Source organism: Enterobacter cloacae complex sp. HYC080_NIDB, assembly GCF_056673325.1.
The window spans coordinates 3,771,182-3,795,340 of sequence record NZ_CP114212.1 but is presented as its reverse complement, the minus strand read 5'-3'; the positions used below and the strand labels follow the sequence as shown (position 1 = coordinate 3,795,340).

Here is a 24,159-nt window from a genome sequence, read left to right as displayed (position 1 = left end):
TTACTGGTGACGATTCAACGCTGAATTTCGCCCGCCAGTCTACCGCGCACAGAAGATGCGTTTAGTAGTAGTAGACCGGTGAAACGATGGGTGCGTGTCATGAATCGTGCTCCGTTAAATTCAATATACTTTTAGTGGTACTGGATACGGCTGTTCATGTCAACCCCTGACGGTAAAAACGGTTCCGACAGACTGAACAGACAGGTTATAGGCTTTAGCTTATTGTGCTGGATTTTGCTTTTCAGGCTATATGAATTGTCTAAAATTGGACTCAAAAAGCATTTGCAGAAATAAGTACATTTAGCAGGTATTTTGAAATATGTATTTTTCGTCGTGGATGTTTTCTTTTTAAAGTATTTAATATCATTGATTTACCATTCACATAGGCATTCTTTCTCTCTGGCCGTGAATGAATGGGAATAACAGATTATTAACGTAAGTATACGCAAAGTCGATAACAGTTTAATTATACTTAAGTCATCCTTAACTAGATGACCATTGTGTATTGACTTGGTTTATGGTTTCATTCTAACTATAAAGTCAAATATATCTGTTATGCCGGTTTTTATTTGTGTGTTATCGCGTGGTCTTTATATATTCCGATTTTTAAACAATTCTCTTTTGTTGGACGTATTGGCATGGTAAATCATATTTTTCGGGATTATTACAATGCGTCGGCGAAGGACGTGCTGTGTAGCGTGACAGTGGAGTCAGAAGTGTCAGAAAATAATATTAAACAACCTCAAGTTACAGATGGGATTAAACCCCAGCTACGCACGGTGGATCTTAATCTACTGACGGTGTTTGATGCTGTCATGCAGGAGCAGAATATCACCCGGGCGGCGCAAGCGTTGGGGATGTCACAACCTGCCGTGAGTAATGCCGTTGCCAGGCTTAAGGTGATGTTCAACGACGAATTATTCGTTCGCTACGGACGAGGGATTCAGCCTACTGCGCGGGCATTCCAGCTCTTCGGCTCTATTCGCCAGGCTCTGCAACTGGTGCAAAATGAGCTGCCGGGCTCGGGTTTTGAACCGCTAAGCAGTGAACGCGTATTCCATCTCTGCGTCTGCAGTCCGTTAGATAATTATCTGACATCTATTATTTATAATAAGGTTGAAGAGATTGCGCCAAATATTAATCTGGTGTTCAAATCATCCTTAAATCAAAACACAGAACACCAGTTACGTTACCAGGAAACCGAATTTGTTCTGGGATACGAAGAGTTCCGTCGCCCTGAATTTTCGTGCGTGCCGTTGTTTAAAGATGAAATGGTATTGGTTGCCAGTAAAAAACATCCACGACTGAATGGTCCGCTACGTGAAAGTGATGTTTATAGCGAACAACATGCCGTGGTTGCGCTCGACAGATATGCCTCATTTAGTCTGCCATGGTACGACACAGCAGATAAACAGGCGAGCGTGGCATATCAAGGAATGGCTATGGTCAGCGTATTAAACGTCGTTTCCCAGACGCAGCTGGTGGCTATTGCACCGCGCTGGCTGGCGGAAGAGTTCTCTGACGCGTTAAATCTGCAAATTTTGCCTCTGCCGCTTAAGCTTAATAGCCGTACCTGTTATCTCTCCTGGCATGAAGCTGCAGGGCGGGACAAAGGGCATCAGTGGATGGAAGAATTACTTATCAGCATCTGCCGCCGTTAATCAGGTCAGGATAAATTACATCTTTGCATGTGGTTTATCCTGGTTTTGTTTTGTTAACTGCTATTTTATTCTGTTCTGAATCTTTTCTGACGGTTGCCAGACCTGTAAAAATAGATGATTTCCTGAATCATCGCGCTTTTCAGCGATGATTTATCATCTCCTCCTCTAATTACAGATGAATTAACCATATCCTCTGGCAATGTCTGTTTTTTCTGCTTTCACTGCCTCTTCGCTCTCCGGGTTTGCTAATTGCCTGCCTCATAACGAGCGGTTAAGGTAAGTATCACTCAGCTAATAGAAGACGGGTTCATCCCGATCGCAAGACGGTGCAGAAATGAATTCGGCGGTCCGTCTATAACAAAATGCCTGGAGGCAAAGCATGGAGATGTTGTCTGGCGCGGAAATGGTCGTCCGATCGCTTATCGATCAGGGCGTGAAACAAGTGTTCGGCTATCCTGGCGGCGCGGTCCTTGATATTTATGATGCACTGCATACGGTAGGCGGCATTGACCATATCCTTGTACGTCATGAACAGGCGGCGGTGCATATGGCTGATGGTCTGGCGCGTGCGACGGGGGAAGTGGGCGTGGTGTTAGTCACGTCGGGCCCCGGCGCGACAAACGCTATTACCGGCATTGCGACCGCGTACATGGACTCTATTCCTCTGGTGATCCTCTCCGGGCAGGTAGCAACCTCACTGATTGGCTACGACGCATTTCAGGAGTGCGACATGGTCGGGATATCGCGTCCCGTTGTGAAGCACAGCTTCCTGGTCAAGCAAACCGAAGACATTCCTGGCGTGCTGAAAAAAGCATTCTGGCTGGCGGCAAGCGGACGTCCGGGACCGGTGGTGGTCGATCTGCCTAAAGATATCCTGAATCCGGCAAACAAGCTGCCTTATGTCTGGCCGGAATCGGTAAGCATGCGTTCTTACAACCCCACTACTCAGGGTCACAAAGGCCAGATCAAACGTGCGCTGCAGACGCTGCTGGCCGCTAAAAAACCGGTGGTCTATGTCGGCGGTGGGGCAATCAATTCTGCGTGTGAGCCACAGCTTCGTGAACTGATCGAAAAGCTCAATCTTCCTGTTGCATCGTCGCTGATGGGACTCGGGGCGTTTCCCGCCACCCACCGTCAGGCGCTGGGCATGCTGGGTATGCACGGTACCTATGAAGCCAACATGACGATGCATCATTCCGATGTGATCTTTGCCGTCGGCGTGCGCTTTGACGATCGTACGACCAACAATCTGGCGAAGTATTGCCCGAACGCCACGGTGCTGCACATTGATATCGACCCCACGTCGATTTCAAAAACGGTGTCGGCTGATGTGCCTATCGTCGGCGATGCCCGGCAGGTTCTGGAGCAAATGCTGGATCTGCTGACCCAGGAGAGCACGACTCAACCGCTGGATGAGATCCGCGACTGGTGGCTGCAAATTGAGCAGTGGCGCGCGCGCCAGTGTCTGAAATATGACACTCAAAGTGAGCATATTAAGCCTCAGGCCGTGATTGAAGCGGTCTGGCGACTGACGAAAGGCGACGCCTATGTCACTTCAGACGTGGGTCAGCATCAAATGTTCGCCGCCCTCTATTATCCCTTTGATAAACCGCGTCACTGGATCAATTCGGGGGGGTTAGGAACGATGGGCTTTGGTTTGCCTGCCGCGCTGGGCGTGAAGCTGGCACTGCCAAATGAAACCGTCGTCTGCGTGACCGGGGACGGCAGTATCCAGATGAACATTCAGGAACTATCCACCGCGCTGCAATATGAGTTGCCGGTACTGGTGCTTAACCTCAACAACGGCTATCTCGGTATGGTGAAGCAGTGGCAGGATATGATCTACTCTGGCCGTCACTCTCAGTCATACATGCAGTCGCTGCCGGATTTTGTTCGTCTTGCTGAAGCTTATGGCCACGTGGGGATGCGGGTGACCGATCCCGCTTTGCTGGAATCGTCGCTCGCACAAGCGCTTGAGCAGGTTAAAAACAACCGCCTCGTCTTTATGGATGTCATCGTTGATGGGACCGAGCACGTTTATCCGATGCATATTCGCGGCGGTGGTATGGATGAAATGTGGTTAAGCAAAACGGAGAGAACCTGATATGCGCCGGATATTATCTGTATTGCTGGAAAACGAGTCTGGCGCACTGTCGCGCGTCATTGGGCTTTTCGCGCAGCGCGGCTATAACATAGAAAGCCTGACCGTTGCCCCCACGGACGACCCGACGTTGTCGCGTATGACGATTCAGACCGTTGGTGATGCCAAAGTGCTTGAGCAGATTGAGAAACAGCTGCATAAACTGGTTGATGTCCTGCGCGTGAGCGAGCTGGGGCAGGGGGCTTACGTTGAGCGTGAGGTCATGCTGGTAAAAATTCAGGCCAGCGGCTACGGGCGTGAAGAGGTCAAACGCAATGCGGATATTTTCCGCGGGCAGATCATTGACGTCACGCCTTCTCTTTATACGGTTCAACTGGTCGGGACCAGTGACAAGCTGGACGCTTTTCTGGCGTCCGTGCGGGATGTAGCAAAAATTGTTGAAGTGGCCAGATCGGGCGTTGTGGGTCTGTCACGCGGCGAGAAAATCATGCGTTAGTTGTCAAAAAGGTTCGCCTCTTTCTGCCCGGTCACCAAAGCCGGGCTTTTTTTTGCGTAATCAGCCAATAACGCAGATAAAAGCGGTTGCCGCGAAGGCTTTTCTGCGTTTAGATGTTAAAAGATTTAACCATAACCTTGACAGGGCCATGGACTCTTTTCTTTTTTTAAGGGGCAATTGTGAAACTGGATGAAATCGCCCGGCTAGCCGGCGTGTCACGAACAACGGCCAGCTATGTGATTAACGGTAAAGCAAAGCAGTACCGTGTCAGCGATAAAACCGTTGAAAAAGTTATGGCGGTGGTTCGTGAGCATAACTACCATCCGAATGCTGTCGCTGCCGGCCTGCGCGCCGGGCGCACCCGATCGATTGGTCTGGTGATCCCCGATCTGGAAAATACCAGCTATACCCGTATCGCCAACTATCTTGAGCGTCAGGCTCGCCAGCGCGGCTACCAGTTGCTGATTGCCTGTTCTGAAGATCAGCCGGACAACGAGATGCGCTGCATTGAACATCTGCTCCAGCGCCAGGTGGATGCCATCATTGTATCGACCTCCTTACCGCCAGAGCATCCTTTCTACCAGCGCTGGGCGAACGATCCTTTCCCTATCGTTGCGCTGGATCGTGCGCTCGATCGCGAGCATTTCACCAGCGTAGTGGGTGCCGATCAGGATGATGCGGAAATGCTTGCCGCGGAGCTGAGAACCTTCCCTGCTGAAACGGTACTCTATCTTGGCGCATTGCCTGAACTTTCAGTGAGCTTCCTGCGTGAGCAGGGGTTCCGAACCGCCTGGAAAGACGATCCGCGTGAAGTTCACTATCTCTACGCCAATAGCTATGAACGTGAAGCCGCTGCGCAGCTCTTTGAGAAATGGCTGGAAACGCACCCGATGCCCCAGGCGCTGTTCACGACATCCTTTGCACTCTTGCAGGGGGTGATGGATGTGACCCTACGCCGTGAAGGTAAGCTTCCCTCCGACCTGGCTATTGCCACTTTCGGGGATAACGAGCTGCTCGACTTCCTGCAGTGTCCGGTGCTGGCCGTGGCACAGCGTCACCGTGATGTGGCTGAACGCGTACTGGAGATTGTTCTCGCGAGCCTGGATGAGCCGAGAAAACCGAAGCCGGGTCTGACACGTATCAAACGTAATCTCTATCATCGCGGAATTCTTAGCCGCCATAAATGAAATGACGGGGCGGTGAAAACGGCCCCTTATTGCGGGAATAATTCGCTGAGTTAATTCCCGCAATGAAATTAGGATAATTCCTGCAGGATCATAATCTCCTCATTTTCTTAATTCATTTTGGCTTTTAAACTGCCCTTTAAGGAGCCTGAAAGCGATTTTAAACCGCTATCTTTGTATTATTTTGTTACAAACCGGCTTCGGTCGATGAATATTCAGACGTTTTTCCTGGACCCTGACCAGCCAGCGTGGCAACGGCCGCCTTAACCACGCGTCTGAATGAATCTGGCGCTGTTATCCCCTGAGAATCTGTCATAAAATGCTGCCCGCGTCGCAAACTGACACTTTATATTTATCTGCGATGATATTGAGTGAGCTTTAACGCTAGTGTGCATATTCGGTTTTTTTCTTACAAATATTCATAACGTTAATTTTGCCTCGCCAGTTGTTCAGTTATTAGTCAGGTCTGTTTATCTCTGTAAATAGAGGGCTTTCGGGTCCTTATAGGGAGAGTCCTGGCTTGACAAGCTTTTCCCTCGCTCCGTAAACTCCTTTAGGTGGGAATTTGTGGGTTAAAGTGGTGAGGAGGGGTGAGACTGGCATGTTCCGTGGAGCTACGTTAGTCAATCTCGACAGCAAAGGGCGTTTATCGGTGCCAACCCGATACCGCGACCAGCTGATTGAGAACGCTTCGGGTCAAATGGTTTGCACTATTGACATCAACTCCCCCTGCCTGCTGCTTTACCCCTTACCCGAATGGGAAATTATTGAGCAAAAGCTGTCGCGACTGTCGAGCATGAACCCGCAAGAGCGCCGCGTACAGCGGCTGTTATTGGGACATGCCAGTGAGTGTCAGATGGATAGCGCCGGGCGATTACTGATTGCGCCTGTGCTGCGGCAACATGCCGGTCTGACTAAAGAAGTGATGCTGGTCGGGCAGTTCAACAAGTTTGAACTGTGGGATGAAACGACCTGGTATCAACAGGTCAAGGAAGATATCGACGCTGAGCAGTCCGATTCCGCAACTTTATCGGAACGGCTGCAGGACTTGTCTCTATAAATATGATGGAAAATTATAAACACAAAACGGTGTTACTGGATGAGGCCGTGAACGGCCTGAATATTCGTCCGGATGGCATCTACATTGATGGTACGTTTGGTCGCGGTGGTCACTCGCGTTTGATTCTCTCCCAGCTTGGAGAGGAAGGACGTCTGCTGGCAATTGATCGCGATCCGCAGGCGATTGCCGTTGCACAGACCATCAATGACCCTCGCTTTTCCATCGTGCATGGACCTTTCTCTGCGCTCGCCGATTACGTTGCCGAGCGCGGCCTGACGGGCAAGATCGACGGGATTCTTCTCGATCTTGGCGTCTCTTCACCACAGCTTGATGATGCTGAACGCGGTTTCTCCTTTATGCGTGATGGTCCGCTGGATATGCGTATGGACCCGACGCGCGGCCAGTCTGCTGCCGAATGGCTGCAGACCGCTGACGAAGCGGATATTGCATGGGTGATCAAAACCTTTGGCGAAGAACGTTTTGGCAAGCGCATTGCGCGCGCCATCGTTGAGCGCAACCGCGTTGAGCCCATGACCCGTACCAAAGAGCTGGCCGAAGTGATCGCGGCGGCGACGCCGGTGAAGGATAAGCACAAACATCCCGCGACCCGTACCTTCCAGGCGGTGCGCATCTGGGTAAACAGTGAACTGGAGGAAATAGAGCTGGCGCTAAAAAGCTCGCTCGACGTACTGGCCCCGGGTGGGCGGTTATCCATCATCAGCTTCCATTCGCTGGAAGACCGCATTGTGAAGCGCTTTATGCGTGAGCAAAGCCGCGGTCCTCAGGTTCCTGCGGGGTTGCCGATGACGGAAGAACAACTCAGGAAGCTGGGTGGTCGTCAGTTGCGAGCATTAGGCAAGTTGATGCCGGGCGAAGAAGAGGTGGCAGAGAATCCACGCGCCCGTAGTTCAGTGCTGCGAGTTGCAGAGAGGACGAACGCATGATCAGCAGAGTGACAGAAACCCTAAGCAAAGTTAAGGGATCGTTAGGAAGCAACGAGCGCCATGCCTTGCCTGGCGTGATCGGCGACGATCTTTTGCGGTTCGGGAAACTGCCACTCTGCCTGTTCATTTGCATCATTGTTACGGCAGTCACGGTGGTCACCACAGCCCACCATACACGTTTATTGACTGCGCAACGCGAGCAGATGGTACTGGAACGCGATGCGCTGGATATTGAATGGCGAAATCTGATCCTTGAAGAAAACGCGCTCGGCGATCACAGCCGGGTTGAACGGATCGCAACGGAAAAGCTGCAACTGCAGCATGTTGATCCTTCCCAGGAAAATATCGTAGTACAAAAATAAGGGAAAACGCGACGCATGAAAGCAGCGGCAAAAACGCTAAAACCAAAACGTCAGGAAGAACAGGCCAACTTTGTCAGTTGGCGTTTTGCGTTGCTTTGCGGCTGCATTTTACTGGCGCTGGGTTTCCTGCTGGGACGTGTGGCGTGGTTGCAAATCATCGCCCCTGACATGCTGGTACGTCAGGGGGATATGCGCTCTCTGCGTGTGCAGGAAGTGTCGACATCACGTGGGATGATCACTGACCGTTCTGGTCGCCCGCTGGCCGTGAGTGTGCCGGTAAAAGCGATTTGGGCCGACCCGAAAGAGCTGCACGACGCCGGTGGCATTACGCTGGACAACCGCTGGAAAGCGCTGTCAGATGCCCTGAAAATGCCGCTGGATCAGCTGGCTTCCCGCGTTAACGCCAACCCGAAAGGGCGTTTTATCTATCTGGCGCGTCAGGTTAACCCTGACATGGCGGACTACATTCGTAAACTGAAGCTGCCGGGCATTCATCTGCGTGAGGAATCCCGTCGTTATTATCCGTCCGGCGAAGTAACCGCTCACCTCATCGGCTTCACTAACGTCGATAGTCAGGGGATTGAGGGCGTTGAAAAAAGCTTCGATAAGTGGCTCACCGGCCAGCCGGGCGAGCGCATTGTGCGTAAAGACCGCTATGGGCGCGTCATCGAAGATATTTCCTCTACGGACAGCCAGGCGGCACACAACCTGGCACTGAGTATCGACGAGCGCTTGCAGGCGCTGGTTTATCGCGAGCTGAACAACGCCGTAGCGTTCAACAAAGCGGAGTCTGGCAGTGCCGTGCTGGTTGATGTCAGCACCGGCGAAGTGCTGGCGATGGCTAACAGTCCGTCCTACAACCCGAATAACTTTACCGGTACCGCAAAAGATGCGATGCGTAACCGGGCAATTACCGACGTGTTCGAACCTGGCTCCACGGTGAAACCGATGGTGGTGATGACGGCGCTTCAGCGCGGCATCGTCAATGAAAACACGGTTCTGAACACGATCCCTTACCGTATCAACGGCCACGAGATTAAAGACGTGGCGCGCTACAGCGAATTGACCCTGACCGGGGTGTTACAGAAGTCGAGTAACGTCGGTGTTTCAAAGCTGGCGTTAGCGATGCCGTCCTCAGCGTTAGTAGAGACTTACTCACGTTTTGGACTGGGAAAGGCGACCAATTTGGGGTTGGTCGGAGAACGCAGTGGCTTATATCCTCAAAAACAACGGTGGTCTGACATAGAGAGGGCCACCTTCTCTTTCGGCTATGGGCTAATGGTAACGCCGTTACAGTTAGCGCGAGTCTACGCAACGATTGGCAGCTATGGCGTCTATCGCCCGCTGTCGATTACCAAAGTTGATCCACCGGTTCCGGGCGAGCGTATCTTCCCGGAATCCATCGTTCGTACCGTTGTGCACATGATGGAAAGCGTGGCGCTGCCCGGCGGCGGCGTGAAGGCGGCGATCAAAGGCTATCGCATTGCCATTAAAACCGGTACAGCGAAAAAGGTGGGGCCAGACGGCCGCTACATCAACAAATACATTGCCTATACCGCAGGCGTAGCGCCTGCAAGCAATCCGCGTTTTGCGCTGGTGGTCGTCATAAACGATCCACAGGCGGGTAAATACTACGGCGGCGCCGTCTCCGCGCCTGTGTTCGGAGCTATCATGGGCGGCGTGTTACGTACCATGAACATTGAACCGGATGCGCTGGCGACGGGCGAAAAAAGTGAATTTGTAATTAATCAAGGCGAGGGTACAGGTGGCAGATCGTAATTTGCGCGACCTTCTCGCTCCGTGGGTGCCAAATGCACCGGAGCGAGCACTGCGAGAGATGGTACTGGACAGCCGCGTTGCGGCTTCTGGCGATCTTTTTGTGGCGGTGGTCGGTCATCAGGCGGACGGGCGTCGTTATATCCCGCAGGCGATTGCGCAAGGTGTTGCTGCCATTATTGCTGAGGCCAAAGATGAGGCAACCGACGGTGAGATCCGTGAAATGCACGGTGTGCCGGTTATCTATCTCAGCCAGTTGAATGAACGTCTTTCTGCTCTGGCAGGACGTTTTTATCACGAACCTTCCGACCAGCTGCGTCTGGTTGGCGTGACGGGCACGAACGGAAAAACCACCACCACGCAACTGATGGCGCAATGGGCCCAGTTGCTGGGTGAAACCGGCGCGGTAATGGGCACCGTGGGTAACGGCCTGCTGGGCAAAGTCAGCCCAACGGAAAACACCACCGGCTCGGCAGTTGACGTACAGCATGTTCTTGCCGGTCTGGCAGGGCAGGGGGCAACCTTTGCTGCGATGGAAGTTTCTTCGCACGGTCTGGTACAGCATCGTGTTGCGGCGCTGAAGTTTGCCGCCTCTGTGTTTACCAACCTGAGTCGCGATCATCTTGATTATCATGGTGATATGGAGCATTACGAAGCCGCGAAATGGCTGCTGTTCTCGACTCACCATTACGGACAAGCCATCATCAACGCCGATGATGAAGTCGGTCGCCGCTGGCTTGCGAAGTTGCCAGACGCGGTTGCGGTGTCGATGGAAGACCATATCAATCCCAACTGCCACGGCCGCTGGCTGAAGGCCGTTGACGTTAACTATCACGACAGCGGGGCGACGATCCGCTTTGCCTCTTCATGGGGCGAAGGTGAAATTGAAAGTCGCCTGATGGGCGCATTTAACGTCAGCAATCTGCTGCTGGCACTGGCAACGCTGCTGGCGCTGGGCTACCCAATGGCTGAACTGCTGAAGACCTCGGCACGTCTGCAGCCTGTTTGCGGTCGTATGGAAGTGTTTAGCGCGCCGGGCAAACCGACCGTGGTTGTCGATTATGCCCACACGCCGGATGCGCTGGAAAAAGCGCTGGAAGCGGCCCGCCTGCACTGTACCGGTAAACTGTGGTGCGTCTTTGGCTGCGGCGGCGATCGCGATAAAGGCAAACGTCCACTGATGGGCGCCATTGCGGAACAGTTCGCGGATATTCCGGTAGTAACCGATGACAACCCGCGTACGGAAGAGCCGCGCGCCATCATCAACGACATTCTGGCGGGCATGCTGGACGCCGGTCGCGCCCGCGTGGTGGAGGGCCGTGCGGAAGCCGTGACCAACACCATCATGCAGGCCAAAGAAAATGATGTGGTTCTGCTGGCAGGTAAAGGCCACGAAGATTATCAGATTGTTGGCAATCGTCGTCTGGACTACTCCGACCGCGTAACGGCAGCGCGTCTGCTGGGAGTCGTCGCATGATTAGCATCACCTTAAGCCGGGCCGCTGCGGTACTGCACGGCGAACTGTTGGGTCCAGATCTGACCATTGACGCGGTAACCACCGACACCCGCAAAGTGACCGCGGGTTGTCTGTTTGTGGCGCTGAAAGGCGAGCGTTTTGACGCGCATGATTTTGCCGGGCAGGCTAAAGAAAACGGCGCAGGCGCGCTGCTGGTCAGCCGTAAACTCGATATCGAACTGCCGCAAATTGTAGTGAAAGATACGCGTCTCGCCTTCGGTGAACTGGCCGCCTGGGTTCGTCAGCAGGTGCCAGCTCGCGTTGTCGCGCTAACCGGATCATCAGGCAAAACGTCAGTGAAAGAGATGACGGCGGCGATCCTCAGCCAGTGCGGCAATACACTTTATACCGCGGGCAACCTCAATAATGACATCGGCGTGCCGATGACATTACTTCGCCTGACCAACGAGCACGAATTTGCGGTGATCGAGCTAGGGGCAAACCACCAGGGGGAAATCGCCTGGACCGTGAGCCTGACGCGCCCGGAAGCGGCGCTGGTGAATAACCTGGCGGCGGCACATCTGGAAGGCTTTGGCTCGCTGGAAGGCGTGGCGAAAGCGAAAGGCGAGATCTACACCGGTCTGCCCGCTGACGGTATTGCCATTCTCAATGCCGACAACAACGACTGGCTGAACTGGCAGAACATCATTGGCTCGCGTAAAACCTGGCGCTTCTCGCCGAATGCGGCCAACAGTGATTTTACCGCGACCAATATTCATGTGACGTCGCACGGTACAGAGTTCACGCTCACGACCCCAACGGGTAACGTAGACGTGCTGTTACCGCTGCCGGGTCGCCATAACATCGCCAATGCGCTTGCGGCTGCGGCGTTGTCGACGGCCGTGGGCGCGTCACATGAGGCGATTAAAACCGGACTGGCAACGTTAAAAGCCGTGCCGGGACGCCTGTTCCCGATCCCGCTTGCGGAAAACAAGCTGCTGCTGGATGACTCTTATAACGCGAACGTTGGCTCAATGACGGCGGCGGTGCAGGTGTTATCTGAAATGCCGGGCTACCGCGTCATGGTGGTCGGCGATATGGCCGAGCTGGGCGACGAAAGCGAAGCCTGTCATATCCAGGTCGGGGAAGCGGCGAAAGCGTCAGGGCTGGACTGTGTGCTGAGCGCAGGAAAACTGAGCGAGGCGATTAGCCGTGCCAGCGGCGTTGGCGAACATTTTGCCGATAAAGCTGCGTTGATTGAGCGCCTGAAGGCGTTGATTACAGAAAAACAAATTGTGACTGTGTTAGTGAAAGGTTCACGTAGTGCCGCCATGGAAGAGGTTGTGCACGCATTACAGGAGAACGGGACATGTTAGTTTGGCTGGCCGAACACTTGGTCAAATATTATTCAGGCTTTAACGTCTTTTCCTATCTGACGTTTCGTGCCATCGTCAGCCTGCTGACTGCGCTGTTCATCTCATTGTGGATGGGCCCGCGCATGATTGCCCGTCTGCAAAAACTCTCTTTCGGCCAGGTGGTGCGTAACGACGGTCCTGAGTCGCACTTCAGTAAACGCGGTACGCCGACCATGGGCGGGATTATGATCCTGACTGCGATCGTTGTCTCCGTGCTGCTGTGGGCGTATCCGTCTAACCCATACGTCTGGTGCGTGCTTACCGTGCTGGTGGGCTATGGGATCATTGGTTTTGTGGATGATTACCGCAAAGTCGTTCGCAAAGATACTAAAGGCCTGATTGCCCGCTGGAAGTACTTCTGGATGTCGGTGATCGCGCTTGGTGTGGCCTTCGCGCTCTATCTGGCAGGAAAAGACACGCCCGCGACCGAGCTGGTGGTGCCGTTCTTTAAAGACGTCATGCCGCAGCTGGGGCTGTTCTATATCCTGCTGGCCTACTTTGTGATCGTCGGAACCGGCAACGCCGTCAACCTGACCGATGGCCTGGATGGTCTGGCCATTATGCCAACCGTCTTTGTGGCAGCCGGTTTTGCACTGGTGGCGTGGGCGACCGGTAACATGAACTTTGCTAACTACCTGCACATCCCTTATCTGCGACACGCGGGTGAGCTGGTGATCGTCTGTACGGCGATTGTCGGCGCGGGGCTGGGCTTCCTGTGGTTCAACACCTATCCGGCGCAGGTCTTTATGGGCGACGTCGGTTCTCTGGCGCTGGGCGGCGCACTGGGCATCATCGCCGTGCTGCTGCGTCAGGAGTTCCTGCTGGTGATCATGGGCGGTGTGTTTGTGGTCGAGACCCTGTCGGTGATTTTGCAGGTCGGCTCCTTCAAGCTGCGCGGTCAGCGCATCTTCCGTATGGCGCCGATTCACCACCACTATGAACTGAAAGGCTGGCCGGAGCCGCGCGTGATTGTGCGCTTCTGGATTATTTCGCTGATGCTGGTGCTGATTGGCCTGGCAACGCTGAAGGTACGTTAATCATGGCAGATTACCAGGGTAAAAAAGTCGTTATCATCGGGTTGGGCCTTACCGGCCTTTCCTGCGTGGACTTTTTCCTTGCGCGTGGCGTGACGCCGCGCGTGATGGATACGCGTGTCTCTCCGCCGGGTCTGGACAAGCTGCCGGAACAGGTTGAACGCCACCTTGGTGGTCTGAATGATGACTGGCTGCTGGCCGCCGATCTGATTGTCGCCAGCCCGGGGATGGCGCTGGCGCACCCTTCACTCAGCGCTGCGGCTGATGCGGGGGGGGAGATTGTCGGTGATATCGAGCTGTTCTGCCGTGAAGTGCAGGCGCCCGTTATTGCGATTACCGGTTCTAATGGTAAAAGCACCGTCACCACTCTGGTGGGCGAAATGGCGAAAGCCGCAGGCATGAACGTCGGCGTGGGCGGTAATATCGGTCTGCCCGCACTGATGCTGCTGGACAAAGGCTGCGAGCTGTATGTCCTTGAGCTTTCCAGCTTCCAGCTGGAAACCACCTCCAGCCTGCGCGCAGCTGCCGCGACGATCCTTAACGTGACCGAAGATCATATGGACAGGTATCCATTTGGTCTTCAGCAGTACCGCGCCGCCAAGCTGCGCGTGTATGAAAATGCCAAAGTCTGCGTGGTTAACGCCGATGATGCGCTGACCATGCCGGTGCGCGGCGCGGACGATCGCTGCATTAGCTTCGGTATCACCATGGGGGATTATCATCTGAACCGTCAGTTGGGTGAAACCTGGCTGCGCGTGAAAGGTGAGAAAGTGCTGAACGTGAAAGAGATGAAGCTCTCCGGCCAGCATAACTACACAAATGCTCTGGCAGCACTGGCGCTGGCGGATGCTGTTGGCCTGCCGCGCTCTTCCAGCCTGAAAGCGTTAACCACGTTTTCCGGTCTGGCGCACCGTTTCCAGCTGGCGCTGGAGCACAACGGCGTGCGCTGGATTAACGACTCCAAAGCCACCAACGTGGGAAGTACGGAGGCCGCGCTGAACGGTCTGCATGTTGACGGTACCCTGCATCTGCTGTTGGGCGGTGACGGCAAATCCGCTGATTTCTCCTCCCTGAAGCCGTACCTTTCAGGCGATAACATCCGCCTGTACTGTTTCGGTCGTGACGGCAGCGAGCTGGCTCAATTACGCCCGGAGATTGCCGAGCAAACTGAAACGATGGAACAGGCGATGCGGCTGATCGCCCCGCGCGTGAAGCCGGGGGATATGGTGCTGCTCTCTCCAGCGTGCGCGAGTCTCGATCAGTTTAAGAATTTCGAACAGCGTGGCGATATCTTTACTCGCCTGGCGAAGGAGTTAGGCTGATGCGTTTATCTCTCCCTCGCCTGAAAATGCCGCGCCTGCCAGGATTTGGAATTCTGGTGTGGCTGTTTGCGGCACTGAAAGGCTGGGTGATGGCTTCGCGGGAAAAAGACTCCGATAGCCTGATTATGTACGACCGCACCCTGTTCTGGCTTACGCTGGGGCTGGCGGCGATCGGCTTTATCATGGTGACCTCGGCCTCGATGCCCGTCGGACAGCGTCTGGCTAACGATCCTTTCCTGTTCGCCAAGCGTGACGGGCTGTACATCATTCTGGCGTTCTGTCTGGCGCTGGTGACGCTTCGTCTGCCGATGGCATTCTGGCAGCGGCACAGTACGGCGATGCTGATTGCGTCAATTATCATGCTGCTGATCGTACTGGTTGTCGGGAGCTCCGTTAACGGGGCATCGCGCTGGATTGCGTTTGGCCCGCTGCGTATTCAGCCGGCGGAATTCACCAAGCTTTCGCTGTTTTGCTACCTGGCGAACTACCTGGTGCGTAAGGTCGACGAAGTGCGTAATAACCTTCGCGGCTTCTTAAAACCGATGGGCGTGATTCTGGTGCTCGCGATCCTGCTGCTGGCGCAGCCTGACCTCGGTACCGTGGTGGTGCTGTTTGTCACGACGCTGGCGATGCTGTTCCTGGCAGGGGCCAAGCTGTGGCAGTTCATCGCCATCATCGGAATGGGGATTTCAGCGGTAGTGCTGCTGATCCTCGCCGAGCCTTACCGTATCCGCCGTGTGACCTCGTTCTGGAACCCATGGGAAGATCCGTTCGGCAGTGGTTATCAGCTGACGCAGTCGCTGATGGCGTTTGGTCGCGGTGAGGTTTGGGGGCAAGGGCTGGGTAACTCGGTCCAGAAACTGGAGTATTTACCGGAAGCGCACACTGACTTCATCTTCTCCATTATTGGGGAAGAACTGGGTTATATCGGTGTGGTATTGGCGCTATTAATGGTATTCTTCGTCGCTTTCCGCGCCATGTCGATTGGCCGAAAAGCGCTGGAGATCGATCACCGCTTCTCAGGTTTCTTAGCCTGTTCAATTGGGATCTGGTTTAGCTTCCAGGCACTGGTTAACGTCGGCGCCGCAGCGGGTATGCTGCCGACCAAAGGTCTGACGTTGCCGTTGATCAGTTATGGTGGTTCGAGCCTGTTGATCATGTCGACGGCCATTATGTTTTTGTTACGCATAGATTATGAGACGCGTCTGGAGAAAGCCCAGGCGTTTACACGAGGTTCACGATGAATCAACCGAAGCGGTTAATGGTGATGGCAGGCGGTACCGGCGGACATGTGTTCCCGGGGCTGGCGGTTGCGCACCATTTAATGGAGCAGGGCTGGCAGGTACGCTGGCTGGGAACCGCAGACCGCATGGAAGCCGACCTGGTACCGAAGCACGGTATTGAGATCGACTTTATTCGTATTTCCGGCCTTCGTGGCAAAGGTCTTAAGGCGCTGCTGCTGTCTCCGGTGCGTATTTTTAACGCCTGGCGTCAGGCACGCACCATCATGAAGCGTTTTAAGCCTGATGTGGTACTGGGCATGGGTGGCTACGTCTCTGGCCCAGGCGGGTTGGCTGCGTGGTCACTAGGTATTCCCGTCGTACTGCATGAGCAGAACGGTATTGCCGGTCTGACCAACAAGTGGCTGGCGAAAATCGCCACCAAAGTTATGCAGGCGTTTCCCGGTGCGTTCCCGAAAGCGGACGTGGTGGGTAACCCGGTGCGTGTGGATGTGCTGGCGCTGCCGCTGCCGGACACCCGCCTGACGGGGCGTGAAGGACCGGTACGCGTTCTGGTTGTGGGCGGCTCTCAAGGGGCACGCATTTTAAACCAGACGATGCCGCAGGTGGCTGCAAAGCTGGGTGATGCCGTGACAATCTGGCACCAAAGCGGGAAAGGCGCGCAACAGACCGTTGAGCAGGCTTACGCCGCTGAAGGCCAGCCGCAGCACAAAGTGACCGAATTTATTGACGATATGGCTGCAGCCTATGCCTGGGCCGATGTCGTGGTTTGCCGCTCTGGCGCACTGACGGTAAGCGAAATTGCTGCCGCCGGTTTGCCCGCGGTGTTTGTCCCGTTCCAGCATAAAGACCGACAGCAGTACTGGAATGCGCTGCCGCTTGAGAAAGCCGGTGCGGCGAAGATATTTGAACAGCCACAATTTACCGCCGACGCGGTCGCCACTACCCTGGCGGGCTGGAACAGAGATGCATTGCTGGAGATGGCACAACGCGCGCGCGCGGTGGCAATCCCGGATGCGACTGAACGGGTGGCAAAAGAAGTGAGCCTGGCAGCCCAGGCTTAACCCTCGCAGCGCGTGTTGCGCTGCACGAATTTTAAGTAGTCGATGGCGTTTAGAGAATGAATACACAACAACTGGCAAAACTGCGTTCAATCGTGCCCGAGATGCGTCGCGTCCGGCACATTCACTTTGTTGGCATCGGTGGTGCTGGCATGGGCGGTATTGCCGAAGTGTTAGCTAACGAAGGTTATCAGATCAGCGGGTCTGACCTGGCGCCAAACCCTGTTACGCAGCAACTGGCGTCGCTTGGGGCGACTATCTATTTCAACCATCGCCCTGAAAACGTGCGCGATGCAAGCGTGGTGGTGGTATCGAGCGCTATCTCCTCTGACAACCCGGAAATCGTTGCCGCGCATGAAGCGCGCATTCCGGTGATCCGCCGTGCTGAAATGTTGGCGGAACTGATGCGTTTTCGTCACGGCATCGCGATTGCCGGGACCCACGGTAAAACCACGACCACTGCGATGGTGTCCAGTATTTATGCCGAAGCGGGTCTCGACCCGACGTTCGTCAATGGCGGTCTGGTCAAAGCCGCAGGCGTGCACGCGCGTCTGGGTCACAGCCGTTACCTGATTGCGGAAGCAGATGAGAGCGATGCGTCGTTCCTGCATCTGCAGCCGATGGTGGCGATTGTCACCAATATCGAAGCCGACCATATGGATACCTACCAGGGCGACTTTGAGAATTTAAAGCAGACCTTTATCAACTTCCTGCACAACCTGCCGTTTTATGGCCGCGCGGTGATGTGTGTGGATGACCCGGTCATCCGCGAACTGCTGCCGCGTGTGGGGCGTCAAATCACCACTTATGGCTTCAGTGAGGATGCTGACGTTCGCGTGGAAGAGTACAAACAGGTTGGTGCGCAGGGGCATTTCACGCTGGCGCGTCAGGACAAAGAGCTGCTGCACGTTACGCTGAATGCGCCAGGGCGTCATAACGCCCTCAACGCCGCAGCGGCGGTGGCGGTGGCGACAGAAGAAGGCATCGATGATGAAGCGATCCTGCGCGCCCTGGAAAGCTTCCAGGGCACTGGACGTCGTTTCGATTTCCTCGGCGAATTCCCGCTGGAGGCAGTAAACGGTAAAGCCGGCACCGCTATGCTGGTGGATGACTACGGCCACCATCCAACCGAAGTGGACGCGACCATCAAAGCTGCACGCGCTGGCTGGCCTGAAAAAAATCTTGTCATGATCTTCCAGCCGCACCGCTATACGCGCACCCGCGATCTGTATGACGATTTCGCCAGCGTACTGTCGCAGGTGGATACGCTGCTGATGCTGGATGTTTATGCAGCGGGCGAAACTCCGATTCCGGGGGCTGACAGTCGTTCTTTGTGTCGCACGATTCGCGGACGCGGTAAAGTTGACCCTATTTTGGTTTCTGACCCGGTACAGGTGGCGGAAATTCTGGCACCGGTGCTGACCGGTAACGATCTGATTCTGATTCAGGGTGCGGGAAATATCGGCAAAATCGCCCGTACCTTAGCTGAAATCAAACTGAAGCCGCAAACTCAGGAGGATGAGCATCATGGCTGATAAGATTGCTGTCCTGTCTGGCGGCACGTCCGCCGAGCGCGAGGTTTCTCTGAATTCCGGCGCTGCCGTACTGGCGGGTCTGCGTGAAGGGGGCGTCAATGCGCACCTGGTCGATCCAAAAGAGGTCGACGTGACGCAGTTAAAAGCAATGGGCTTCGATAAAGTCTTTATCGCATTACATGGCCGTGGCGGAGAAGACGGAACCCTGCAGGGGCTTCTGGAGTTGATCGGCATGCCGTACACCGGCAGCGGCGTGATGGCGTCTGCCATCTCTATGGATAAACTGCGCAGTAAGTTACTGTGGCAGGGCGCGGGGCTACCGGTTGCACCGTGGGTGGCGCTGACGCGTCGCGAATTTGAATTGGGCCTGTCTGACAGCGTTAATACACGCATTGCGGCACTGGGCTTACCGGTTATTGTAAAGCCGAGCCGGGAAGGGTCGAGCGTAGGAATGTCAAAAGTAGATAAAGCTGAAGATATAGCGTCGGCTTTAGCATTGGCATTTCAACACGATGAAGAAGTTCTGATTGAAAAATGGCTCAGCGGGCCGGAATTTACCGTCGCGATGCTTGGCGAAGAAATTTTACCGTCAATTCGCATCCAACCCGCCGGAGTCTTCTATGATTATGAGGCGAAGTATCTCTCTGATGAGACGCAATATTTCTGCCCTTGTGGTCTGGAAGCTGAGCGTGAAGCAGATTTACAGTCCCTGGTGCTTAAAGCCTGGAATATTCTTGGGTGTCGCGGCTGGGGACGCATTGATGTGATGCAGGACAGTGACGGGCAATTTTACCTGCTGGAAGCCAATACCTCTCCGGGAATGACCAGCCATAGCCTTGTGCCGATGGCTGCGCGTCAGGCAGGAATGAGCTTCTCTCAGTTAGTCGTACGTATTCTGGACCAGGCGGGCTGATATGTCTCAGGCTGCATTGAACACGCGCAACCGCGATGACGAAGAAGAATATGCTTCTTCACGCCGGAGTAATGGAACGCGTCTTGCAGGGATTATTTTCCTGCTCGGGGTGCTGTGCACCGTGTTTATCAGCGGCTGGATGGTGCTGGGCTGGATGGAAGATGCGCAGCGGTTGCCTCTGTCAAAGCTGGTGGTGACCGGCGAGCGTCACTACACGCGTAACGATGATATTCGCCAGTCAATTCTGGCGCTGGGATCGCCCGGCACCTTTATGACTCAGGACGTCAATATTATTCAGAGTCAGATTGAACGTCTGCCCTGGATAAAACAGGCGAGTGTCAGAAAGCAATGGCCTGATGAATTGAAGATTCATCTGGTTGAATATGTGCCCATTGCGCGTTGGAATGATCAGCACATGGTTGACGTAGACGGAAATTCCTTCAGCGTCCCATCCGATCGTGTCAACAAGCAAAATTTACCGATGTTGTATGGCCCCGAAGGTAGCGAAAACGAAGTCTTGCAGGGTTTTCGTGAAATGGGTCAGGTGCTGGCGAAGGACAGGTTTACGTTAAAAGATGCTGCAATGACGGCGCGCCGCTCCTGGCAGCTGACGTTGACGAACGGCATTAAGCTCAACCTGGGGCGCGGCGACACAATGAAACGTCTGGCGCGTTTTGTAGAACTTTACCCGGTTTTACAGCAGCAGGCGCAGACGGACGGCAAACGGATAAGCTACGTTGATTTGCGCTATGACTCAGGCGCAGCAGTCGGTTGGGAGCCGGCTCCGGTCGAGGAACCTAATCAGCAACAGAATCAGGCACAGGTACAGGCAGAACAACAATGATCAAGGCGACGGACAGAAAACTGGTAGTTGGACTGGAGATTGGCACCGCTAAGGTTGCCGCTTTAGTAGGGGAAGTTCTGCCCGACGGTATGGTCAATATCATTGGCGTGGGCAGTTGCCCGTCCCGTGGTATGGATAAAGGTGGGGTAAATGACCTTGAGTCGGTGGTGAAATGCGTGCAGCGCGCCATCGATCAGGCTGAATTAATGGCGGATTGCCAGATTTCTTCTGTCTATCTGGCCCTTTCTGGCAAGCACATCAGCTGCCAGAACGAAATCGGTATGGTGCCGATTTCCGAAGAAGAAGTGACGCAGGAAGACGTTGAAAACGTGGTGCATACGGCGAAGTCCGTGCGCGTGCGCGATGAACATCGTGTACTGCACGTGATCCCGCAGGAATATGCGATCGACTATCAGGAAGGGATCAAAAACCCGGTCGGTCTGTCTGGCGTGCGTATGCAGGCAAAAGTGCACCTGATCACATGTCACAACGATATGGCGAAGAACATTGTAAAAGCCGTTGAACGTTGTGGCCTGAAAGTTGACCAACTTATTTTCGCCGGTCTGGCGGCAAGTTATTCCGTGTTGACCGAAGACGAACGTGAACTCGGTGTCTGTGTGGTCGATATTGGTGGTGGTACAATGGACATGGCTGTCTATACAGGCGGTGCGCTGCGCCACACCAAAGTGATCCCTTATGCCGGGAACGTTGTGACCAGCGATATCGCATACGCTTTTGGTACGCCACCGAGCGATGCAGAAGCGATTAAAGTGCGCCACGGCTGTGCGCTGGGTTCAATTGTTGGCAAAGATGAGAGCGTTGAAGTGCCGAGCGTGGGCGGTCGTCCGCCGCGTAGCCTGCAACGTCAGACGCTGGCAGAGGTGATTGAGCCGCGTTATACCGAGCTGCTCAACCTGGTCAACGAAGAGATTTTACAGTTACAGGAACAGCTTCGTCAGCAAGGTGTGAAACATCATCTCGCGGCGGGGATTGTATTAACCGGCGGGGCAGCGCAAATTGAAGGTCTTGCGGCCTGCGCTCAGCGCGTGTTCCATACGCAGGTGCGTATTGGTGCGCCGCTGAATATTACCGGTTTAACGGATTATGCTCAGGAGCCGTACTATTCGACGGCTGTGGGCCTGCTCCACTACGGGAAGGAATCTCATCTCAGTGGTGAAGCAGAAGTGGAAAAACGCGTTTCAGTGGGGTCGTGGGTCAAACGACTGAACAACTGGCTGCGAAAAGAGTTTTAATTTTTTTAAGAGACCGGAGAGAATTAGCGGTCTCGGGCGACAGGCACAACGGAGAGAGAAATTATGTTTGAACCTATGGAACTGACCAACGACGCGGTGATTAAAGTCATCGGCGTCGGTGGCGGCGGCGGTAACGCCGTAGAGCATATGGTGCGTGAACGCATTGAAGGTGTTGAATTCTTTGCAGTTAACACCGATGCGCAGGCACTGCGTAAAACAGCAGTTGGCCAGACTATCCAGATCGGCGGTGGCATCACCAAAGGGCTGGGCGCTGGGGCAAACCCGGAAGTCGGTCGCAACGCGGCTGAAGAAGATCGTGAAGCCCTGCGTGCTGCACTGGAAGGTGCGGACATGGTCTTCATCGCAGCAGGTATGGGCGGCGGTACGGGTACCGGTGCAGCACCTGTTGTCGCAGAAGTCGCTAAAGATTTAGGTATCCTGACCGTTGCTGTCGTGACCAAGCCTTTCAACTTTGAAGGCAAGAAGCGTATGGCTTTCGCGGAGCAGGGTATCACCGAACTGTCCAAGCATGTGGACTCACTGATCACCATCCCGAACGACAAACTGTTGAAAGTTCTGGGTCGCGGTATCTCCCTGCTGGACGCCTTCGGCGCGGCAAACGACGTGCTGAAAGGCGCGGTTCAGGGTATCGCCGAACTGATTACCCGTCCTGGCCTGATGAACGTTGACTTTGCAGACGTTCGTACCGTGATGTCCGAAATGGGCTACGCGATGATGGGCTCTGGCGTGGCAAGCGGTGAAGACCGTGCAGAAGAAGCGGCTGAAATGGCTATCTCTTCTCCACTGCTGGAAGATATCGACCTGTCTGGTGCGCGCGGCGTGCTGGTCAACATTACCGCTGGCTTTGACCTGCGTCTGGATGAGTTCGAAACCGTGGGTAACACTATCCGTGCGTTCGCCTCTGACAATGCCACCGTGGTAATTGGTACGTCTCTCGACCCGGAAATGAACGACGAGCTGCGTGTAACTGTTGTTGCCACCGGTATCGGTATGGACAAGCGTCCTGAGATCACCCTGGTGACCAACAAACAGACTCAGCAACCGGTAATGGATCGTTACCAGCAGCACGGTATGTCTCCTCTGACTCAAGAGCAGAAACCGGCCGCGAAAGTGGTGAACGACCCTACGCCGCAAACGGCGAAAGAGCCAGATTATCTGGATATCCCGGCGTTCCTGCGTAAGCAAGCTGACTAAGAATTGGCTGGAATTTGGGGATTTGCGCTCTTTGTGCTAAACTGGCCCACCGTTAGTGATATACACTTTCGGTTGGATAGTTAATTTGGCGAGATTATACGATGATCAAACAAAGGACACTTAAACGTATCGTTCAGGCGACGGGTGTCGGTTTACATACCGGCAAGAAAGTCACACTGACGTTACGCCCTGCGCCGGCCAATACCGGGGTCATCTATCGTCGCACCGACTTGAATCCACCGGTAGATTTTCCGGCCGATGCCAAATCTGTGCGTGATACTATGCTCTGTACTTGTCTGGTGAACGAGCATGACGTGCGGATTTCTACCGTAGAGCACTTGAACGCCGCCCTGGCGGGTCTGGGTATCGACAACATTATGGTTGAAGTCGATGCGCCAGAAATCCCGATTATGGATGGCAGTGCTGCTCCGTTCGTTTATCTGTTGCTGGATGCCGGCATCGAAGAACTGAACTGCGCGAAGAAATTTGTTCGCATCAAAGAGACCGTTCGTGTCGAAGATGGCGACAAGTGGGCTGAATTCAAACCGTACAATGGTTTCTCGTTGGACTTTACCATCGACTTTAACCATCCGGCGATTGATGCCAGCACCCAACGCTATGCGATGAACTTCTCTGCTGATGCGTTTATGCGCCAGATTAGCCGCGCACGTACGTTTGGCTTCATGCGTGATATCGAATATCTGCAGTCCCGCGGCTTGTGCCTGGGCGGCAGCTTCGATTGTGCCATCGTTGTTGACGATTATCGCGTACTGAACGAAGACGGCCTGCGTTTTGAAGACGAATTCGTGCGTCACAAAATGCTGGATGCGATCGGCGACCTGTTTATGTGTGGTCATAACATCATTGGTGCATTCACCGCGTTTAAATCCGGTCATGCACTGAACAACAAACTGTTGCAGGCAGTCCTGGCAAAACAGGAAGCCTGGGAATATGTGACCTTTGAAGACGAAGCGGAACTGCCGCTGGCCTTCAAAGCACCAAGCACGGTTCTGGCTTAACGGTTCACACCGTTTCGTAAAAAATCGACTGGTTAACCTGGTACTCTCTCCGACCAGGAAAACCAGTCGTTTTTATTTTTACCCGTCTTCGTTTGCCTCAGCATTCTCTCTTGTTTGTCTTGCGCAGAAAATGTGTGCGTTAGCTGCATTCTTGACCGTTTTTCCCTGCAACGATGCCTCATTCCTGCTGTTGTGTAGCGGCATTAGTGGTAATATCTGGGCGCTTAAAAAAAATAACTGAATTTAGCCTGTAACTGGCGGGCTTAT

The 24,159-nt window shown here is 54.2% G+C and carries 21 protein-coding genes; 20 read left to right on the top strand and 1 reads right to left on the bottom strand.

What is annotated here, in order from left to right; genetic code table 11:
- Positions 1-14 precede the first annotated feature (14 nt).
- Complete coding sequence (gene leuL, locus O1723_RS18090; RefSeq protein ID WP_099458923.1) at positions 15-101, bottom strand: leu operon leader peptide; 87 nt, start codon at positions 99-101, stop codon at positions 15-17.
- Positions 102-716: 615 nt separating this feature from the next.
- Here leuL and leuO point away from each other — a divergent pair.
- The 20 genes from leuO to lpxC all read left to right on the top strand — a co-directional run bounded on the left by leuO (position 717) and on the right by lpxC (position 23,892).
- A complete protein-coding gene (leuO, locus tag O1723_RS18085) occupies positions 717-1,661 on the top strand; it encodes a transcriptional regulator LeuO (RefSeq protein WP_032645142.1) in 945 nt (314 codons plus the stop codon).
- Positions 1,662-2,040: 379 nt separating this feature from the next.
- Complete coding sequence (gene ilvI / locus O1723_RS18080; RefSeq protein ID WP_014882535.1) at positions 2,041-3,765, top strand: acetolactate synthase 3 large subunit; 1,725 nt, start codon at positions 2,041-2,043, stop codon at positions 3,763-3,765.
- 1 nt (position 3,766) lies between these two features.
- Positions 3,767-4,258, top strand: a complete 492-nt coding sequence (ilvN, locus tag O1723_RS18075; RefSeq protein ID WP_014882536.1) for an acetolactate synthase small subunit — start codon at positions 3,767-3,769, stop codon at positions 4,256-4,258.
- 179 nt (positions 4,259-4,437) lie between these two features.
- Positions 4,438-5,445 carry a catabolite repressor/activator gene (gene cra / locus O1723_RS18070; protein WP_014168621.1) on the top strand — a complete coding sequence of 336 codons (1,008 nt, stop codon included), beginning with the start codon at positions 4,438-4,440 and terminating at the stop codon, positions 5,443-5,445.
- Between the two features lie 598 nt (positions 5,446-6,043).
- The gene (gene mraZ / locus O1723_RS18065; protein ID WP_014882537.1) at positions 6,044-6,502 is read left to right on the top strand and encodes a division/cell wall cluster transcriptional repressor MraZ; all 459 of its coding nucleotides are present in this window, start codon (positions 6,044-6,046) and stop codon (positions 6,500-6,502) included.
- Between the two features lie 2 nt (positions 6,503-6,504).
- Complete coding sequence (gene rsmH, locus O1723_RS18060) at positions 6,505-7,446, top strand: 16S rRNA (cytosine(1402)-N(4))-methyltransferase RsmH (RefSeq protein WP_014882538.1); 942 nt, start codon at positions 6,505-6,507, stop codon at positions 7,444-7,446.
- Positions 7,443-7,808, top strand: coding sequence for a cell division protein FtsL (ftsL, locus tag O1723_RS18055; protein WP_014068894.1), 366 nt, complete (start codon positions 7,443-7,445; stop codon positions 7,806-7,808). The genes rsmH and ftsL overlap by 4 nt, the downstream gene beginning before the upstream one ends.
- Before the next feature lie 15 nt (positions 7,809-7,823).
- The gene (locus O1723_RS18050) at positions 7,824-9,587 is read left to right on the top strand and encodes a peptidoglycan glycosyltransferase FtsI (RefSeq protein WP_479983845.1); all 1,764 of its coding nucleotides are present in this window, start codon (positions 7,824-7,826) and stop codon (positions 9,585-9,587) included.
- Positions 9,574-11,061, top strand: a complete 1,488-nt coding sequence (gene murE, locus O1723_RS18045; protein ID WP_014882540.1) for a UDP-N-acetylmuramoyl-L-alanyl-D-glutamate--2,6-diaminopimelate ligase — start codon at positions 9,574-9,576, stop codon at positions 11,059-11,061. Before O1723_RS18050 ends, murE begins: the two co-directional genes overlap by 14 nt.
- Entirely contained in the window at positions 11,058-12,416 is a 1,359-nt protein-coding gene (gene murF / locus O1723_RS18040; RefSeq protein WP_014882541.1) for a UDP-N-acetylmuramoyl-tripeptide--D-alanyl-D-alanine ligase, read from the top strand. The genes murE and murF overlap by 4 nt, the downstream gene beginning before the upstream one ends.
- Positions 12,410-13,492: a phospho-N-acetylmuramoyl-pentapeptide-transferase gene (gene mraY, locus O1723_RS18035; RefSeq protein ID WP_008501985.1), complete on the top strand. Its 1,083-nt coding sequence runs from the start codon at positions 12,410-12,412 to the stop codon at positions 13,490-13,492. Before murF ends, mraY begins: the two co-directional genes overlap by 7 nt.
- Before the next feature lie 2 nt (positions 13,493-13,494).
- Positions 13,495-14,811, top strand: a complete 1,317-nt coding sequence (gene murD / locus O1723_RS18030) for a UDP-N-acetylmuramoyl-L-alanine--D-glutamate ligase (RefSeq protein WP_014882542.1) — start codon at positions 13,495-13,497, stop codon at positions 14,809-14,811.
- The gene (gene ftsW / locus O1723_RS18025; RefSeq protein WP_014882543.1) at positions 14,811-16,055 is read left to right on the top strand and encodes a cell division protein FtsW; all 1,245 of its coding nucleotides are present in this window, start codon (positions 14,811-14,813) and stop codon (positions 16,053-16,055) included. The genes murD and ftsW overlap by 1 nt, the downstream gene beginning before the upstream one ends.
- On the top strand, positions 16,052-17,116 hold the full coding sequence (gene murG / locus O1723_RS18020; RefSeq protein ID WP_014882544.1) for an undecaprenyldiphospho-muramoylpentapeptide beta-N-acetylglucosaminyltransferase: 1,065 nt from the start codon (positions 16,052-16,054) through the stop codon (positions 17,114-17,116). Before ftsW ends, murG begins: the two co-directional genes overlap by 4 nt.
- 56 nt (positions 17,117-17,172) lie before the next feature.
- Complete coding sequence (gene murC, locus O1723_RS18015) at positions 17,173-18,648, top strand: UDP-N-acetylmuramate--L-alanine ligase (protein WP_014882545.1); 1,476 nt, start codon at positions 17,173-17,175, stop codon at positions 18,646-18,648.
- Entirely contained in the window at positions 18,641-19,561 is a 921-nt protein-coding gene (locus O1723_RS18010) for a D-alanine--D-alanine ligase (RefSeq protein ID WP_014882546.1), read from the top strand. The genes murC and O1723_RS18010 overlap by 8 nt, the downstream gene beginning before the upstream one ends.
- A 1-nt stretch (position 19,562) precedes the next feature.
- Positions 19,563-20,405, top strand: coding sequence for a cell division protein FtsQ (ftsQ, locus tag O1723_RS18005; protein WP_014882547.1), 843 nt, complete (start codon positions 19,563-19,565; stop codon positions 20,403-20,405).
- Entirely contained in the window at positions 20,402-21,658 is a 1,257-nt protein-coding gene (ftsA, locus tag O1723_RS18000; RefSeq protein WP_006173845.1) for a cell division protein FtsA, read from the top strand. The genes ftsQ and ftsA overlap by 4 nt, the downstream gene beginning before the upstream one ends.
- Before the next feature lie 63 nt (positions 21,659-21,721).
- Positions 21,722-22,873: a cell division protein FtsZ gene (gene ftsZ, locus O1723_RS17995; protein WP_008501978.1), complete on the top strand. Its 1,152-nt coding sequence runs from the start codon at positions 21,722-21,724 to the stop codon at positions 22,871-22,873.
- Positions 22,874-22,974: 101 nt separating this feature from the next.
- Positions 22,975-23,892 carry a UDP-3-O-acyl-N-acetylglucosamine deacetylase gene (lpxC, locus tag O1723_RS17990; RefSeq protein ID WP_014882548.1) on the top strand — a complete coding sequence of 306 codons (918 nt, stop codon included), beginning with the start codon at positions 22,975-22,977 and terminating at the stop codon, positions 23,890-23,892.
- Positions 23,893-24,159 lie beyond the last annotated feature (267 nt).

Bases quoted from the DNA above. Each gene is read 5' to 3' on its own strand.
- leuL (WP_099458923.1), bottom strand. From the start codon at position 101: ATGACACGCACCCATCGTTTCACCGGTCTACTACTACTAAACGCATCT.
- ilvI (WP_014882535.1), top strand. From the start codon at position 2,041: ATGGAGATGTTGTCTGGCGCGGAAATGGTCGTCCGATCGCTTATCGAT.
- ilvN (WP_014882536.1), top strand. From the start codon at position 3,767: ATGCGCCGGATATTATCTGTATTGCTGGAAAACGAGTCTGGCGCACTG.
- mraZ (WP_014882537.1), top strand. From the start codon at position 6,044: ATGTTCCGTGGAGCTACGTTAGTCAATCTCGACAGCAAAGGGCGTTTA.
- rsmH (WP_014882538.1), top strand. From the start codon at position 6,505: ATGATGGAAAATTATAAACACAAAACGGTGTTACTGGATGAGGCCGTG.
- ftsL (WP_014068894.1), top strand. From the start codon at position 7,443: ATGATCAGCAGAGTGACAGAAACCCTAAGCAAAGTTAAGGGATCGTTA.
- O1723_RS18050 (WP_479983845.1), top strand. From the start codon at position 7,824: ATGAAAGCAGCGGCAAAAACGCTAAAACCAAAACGTCAGGAAGAACAG.
- murF (WP_014882541.1), top strand. From the start codon at position 11,058: ATGATTAGCATCACCTTAAGCCGGGCCGCTGCGGTACTGCACGGCGAA.
- mraY (WP_008501985.1), top strand. From the start codon at position 12,410: ATGTTAGTTTGGCTGGCCGAACACTTGGTCAAATATTATTCAGGCTTT.
- murD (WP_014882542.1), top strand. From the start codon at position 13,495: ATGGCAGATTACCAGGGTAAAAAAGTCGTTATCATCGGGTTGGGCCTT.
- ftsW (WP_014882543.1), top strand. From the start codon at position 14,811: ATGCGTTTATCTCTCCCTCGCCTGAAAATGCCGCGCCTGCCAGGATTT.
- murG (WP_014882544.1), top strand. From the start codon at position 16,052: ATGAATCAACCGAAGCGGTTAATGGTGATGGCAGGCGGTACCGGCGGA.
- murC (WP_014882545.1), top strand. From the start codon at position 17,173: ATGAATACACAACAACTGGCAAAACTGCGTTCAATCGTGCCCGAGATG.
- O1723_RS18010 (WP_014882546.1), top strand. From the start codon at position 18,641: ATGGCTGATAAGATTGCTGTCCTGTCTGGCGGCACGTCCGCCGAGCGC.
- ftsQ (WP_014882547.1), top strand. From the start codon at position 19,563: ATGTCTCAGGCTGCATTGAACACGCGCAACCGCGATGACGAAGAAGAA.
- ftsA (WP_006173845.1), top strand. From the start codon at position 20,402: ATGATCAAGGCGACGGACAGAAAACTGGTAGTTGGACTGGAGATTGGC.
- ftsZ (WP_008501978.1), top strand. From the start codon at position 21,722: ATGTTTGAACCTATGGAACTGACCAACGACGCGGTGATTAAAGTCATC.
- lpxC (WP_014882548.1), top strand. From the start codon at position 22,975: ATGATCAAACAAAGGACACTTAAACGTATCGTTCAGGCGACGGGTGTC.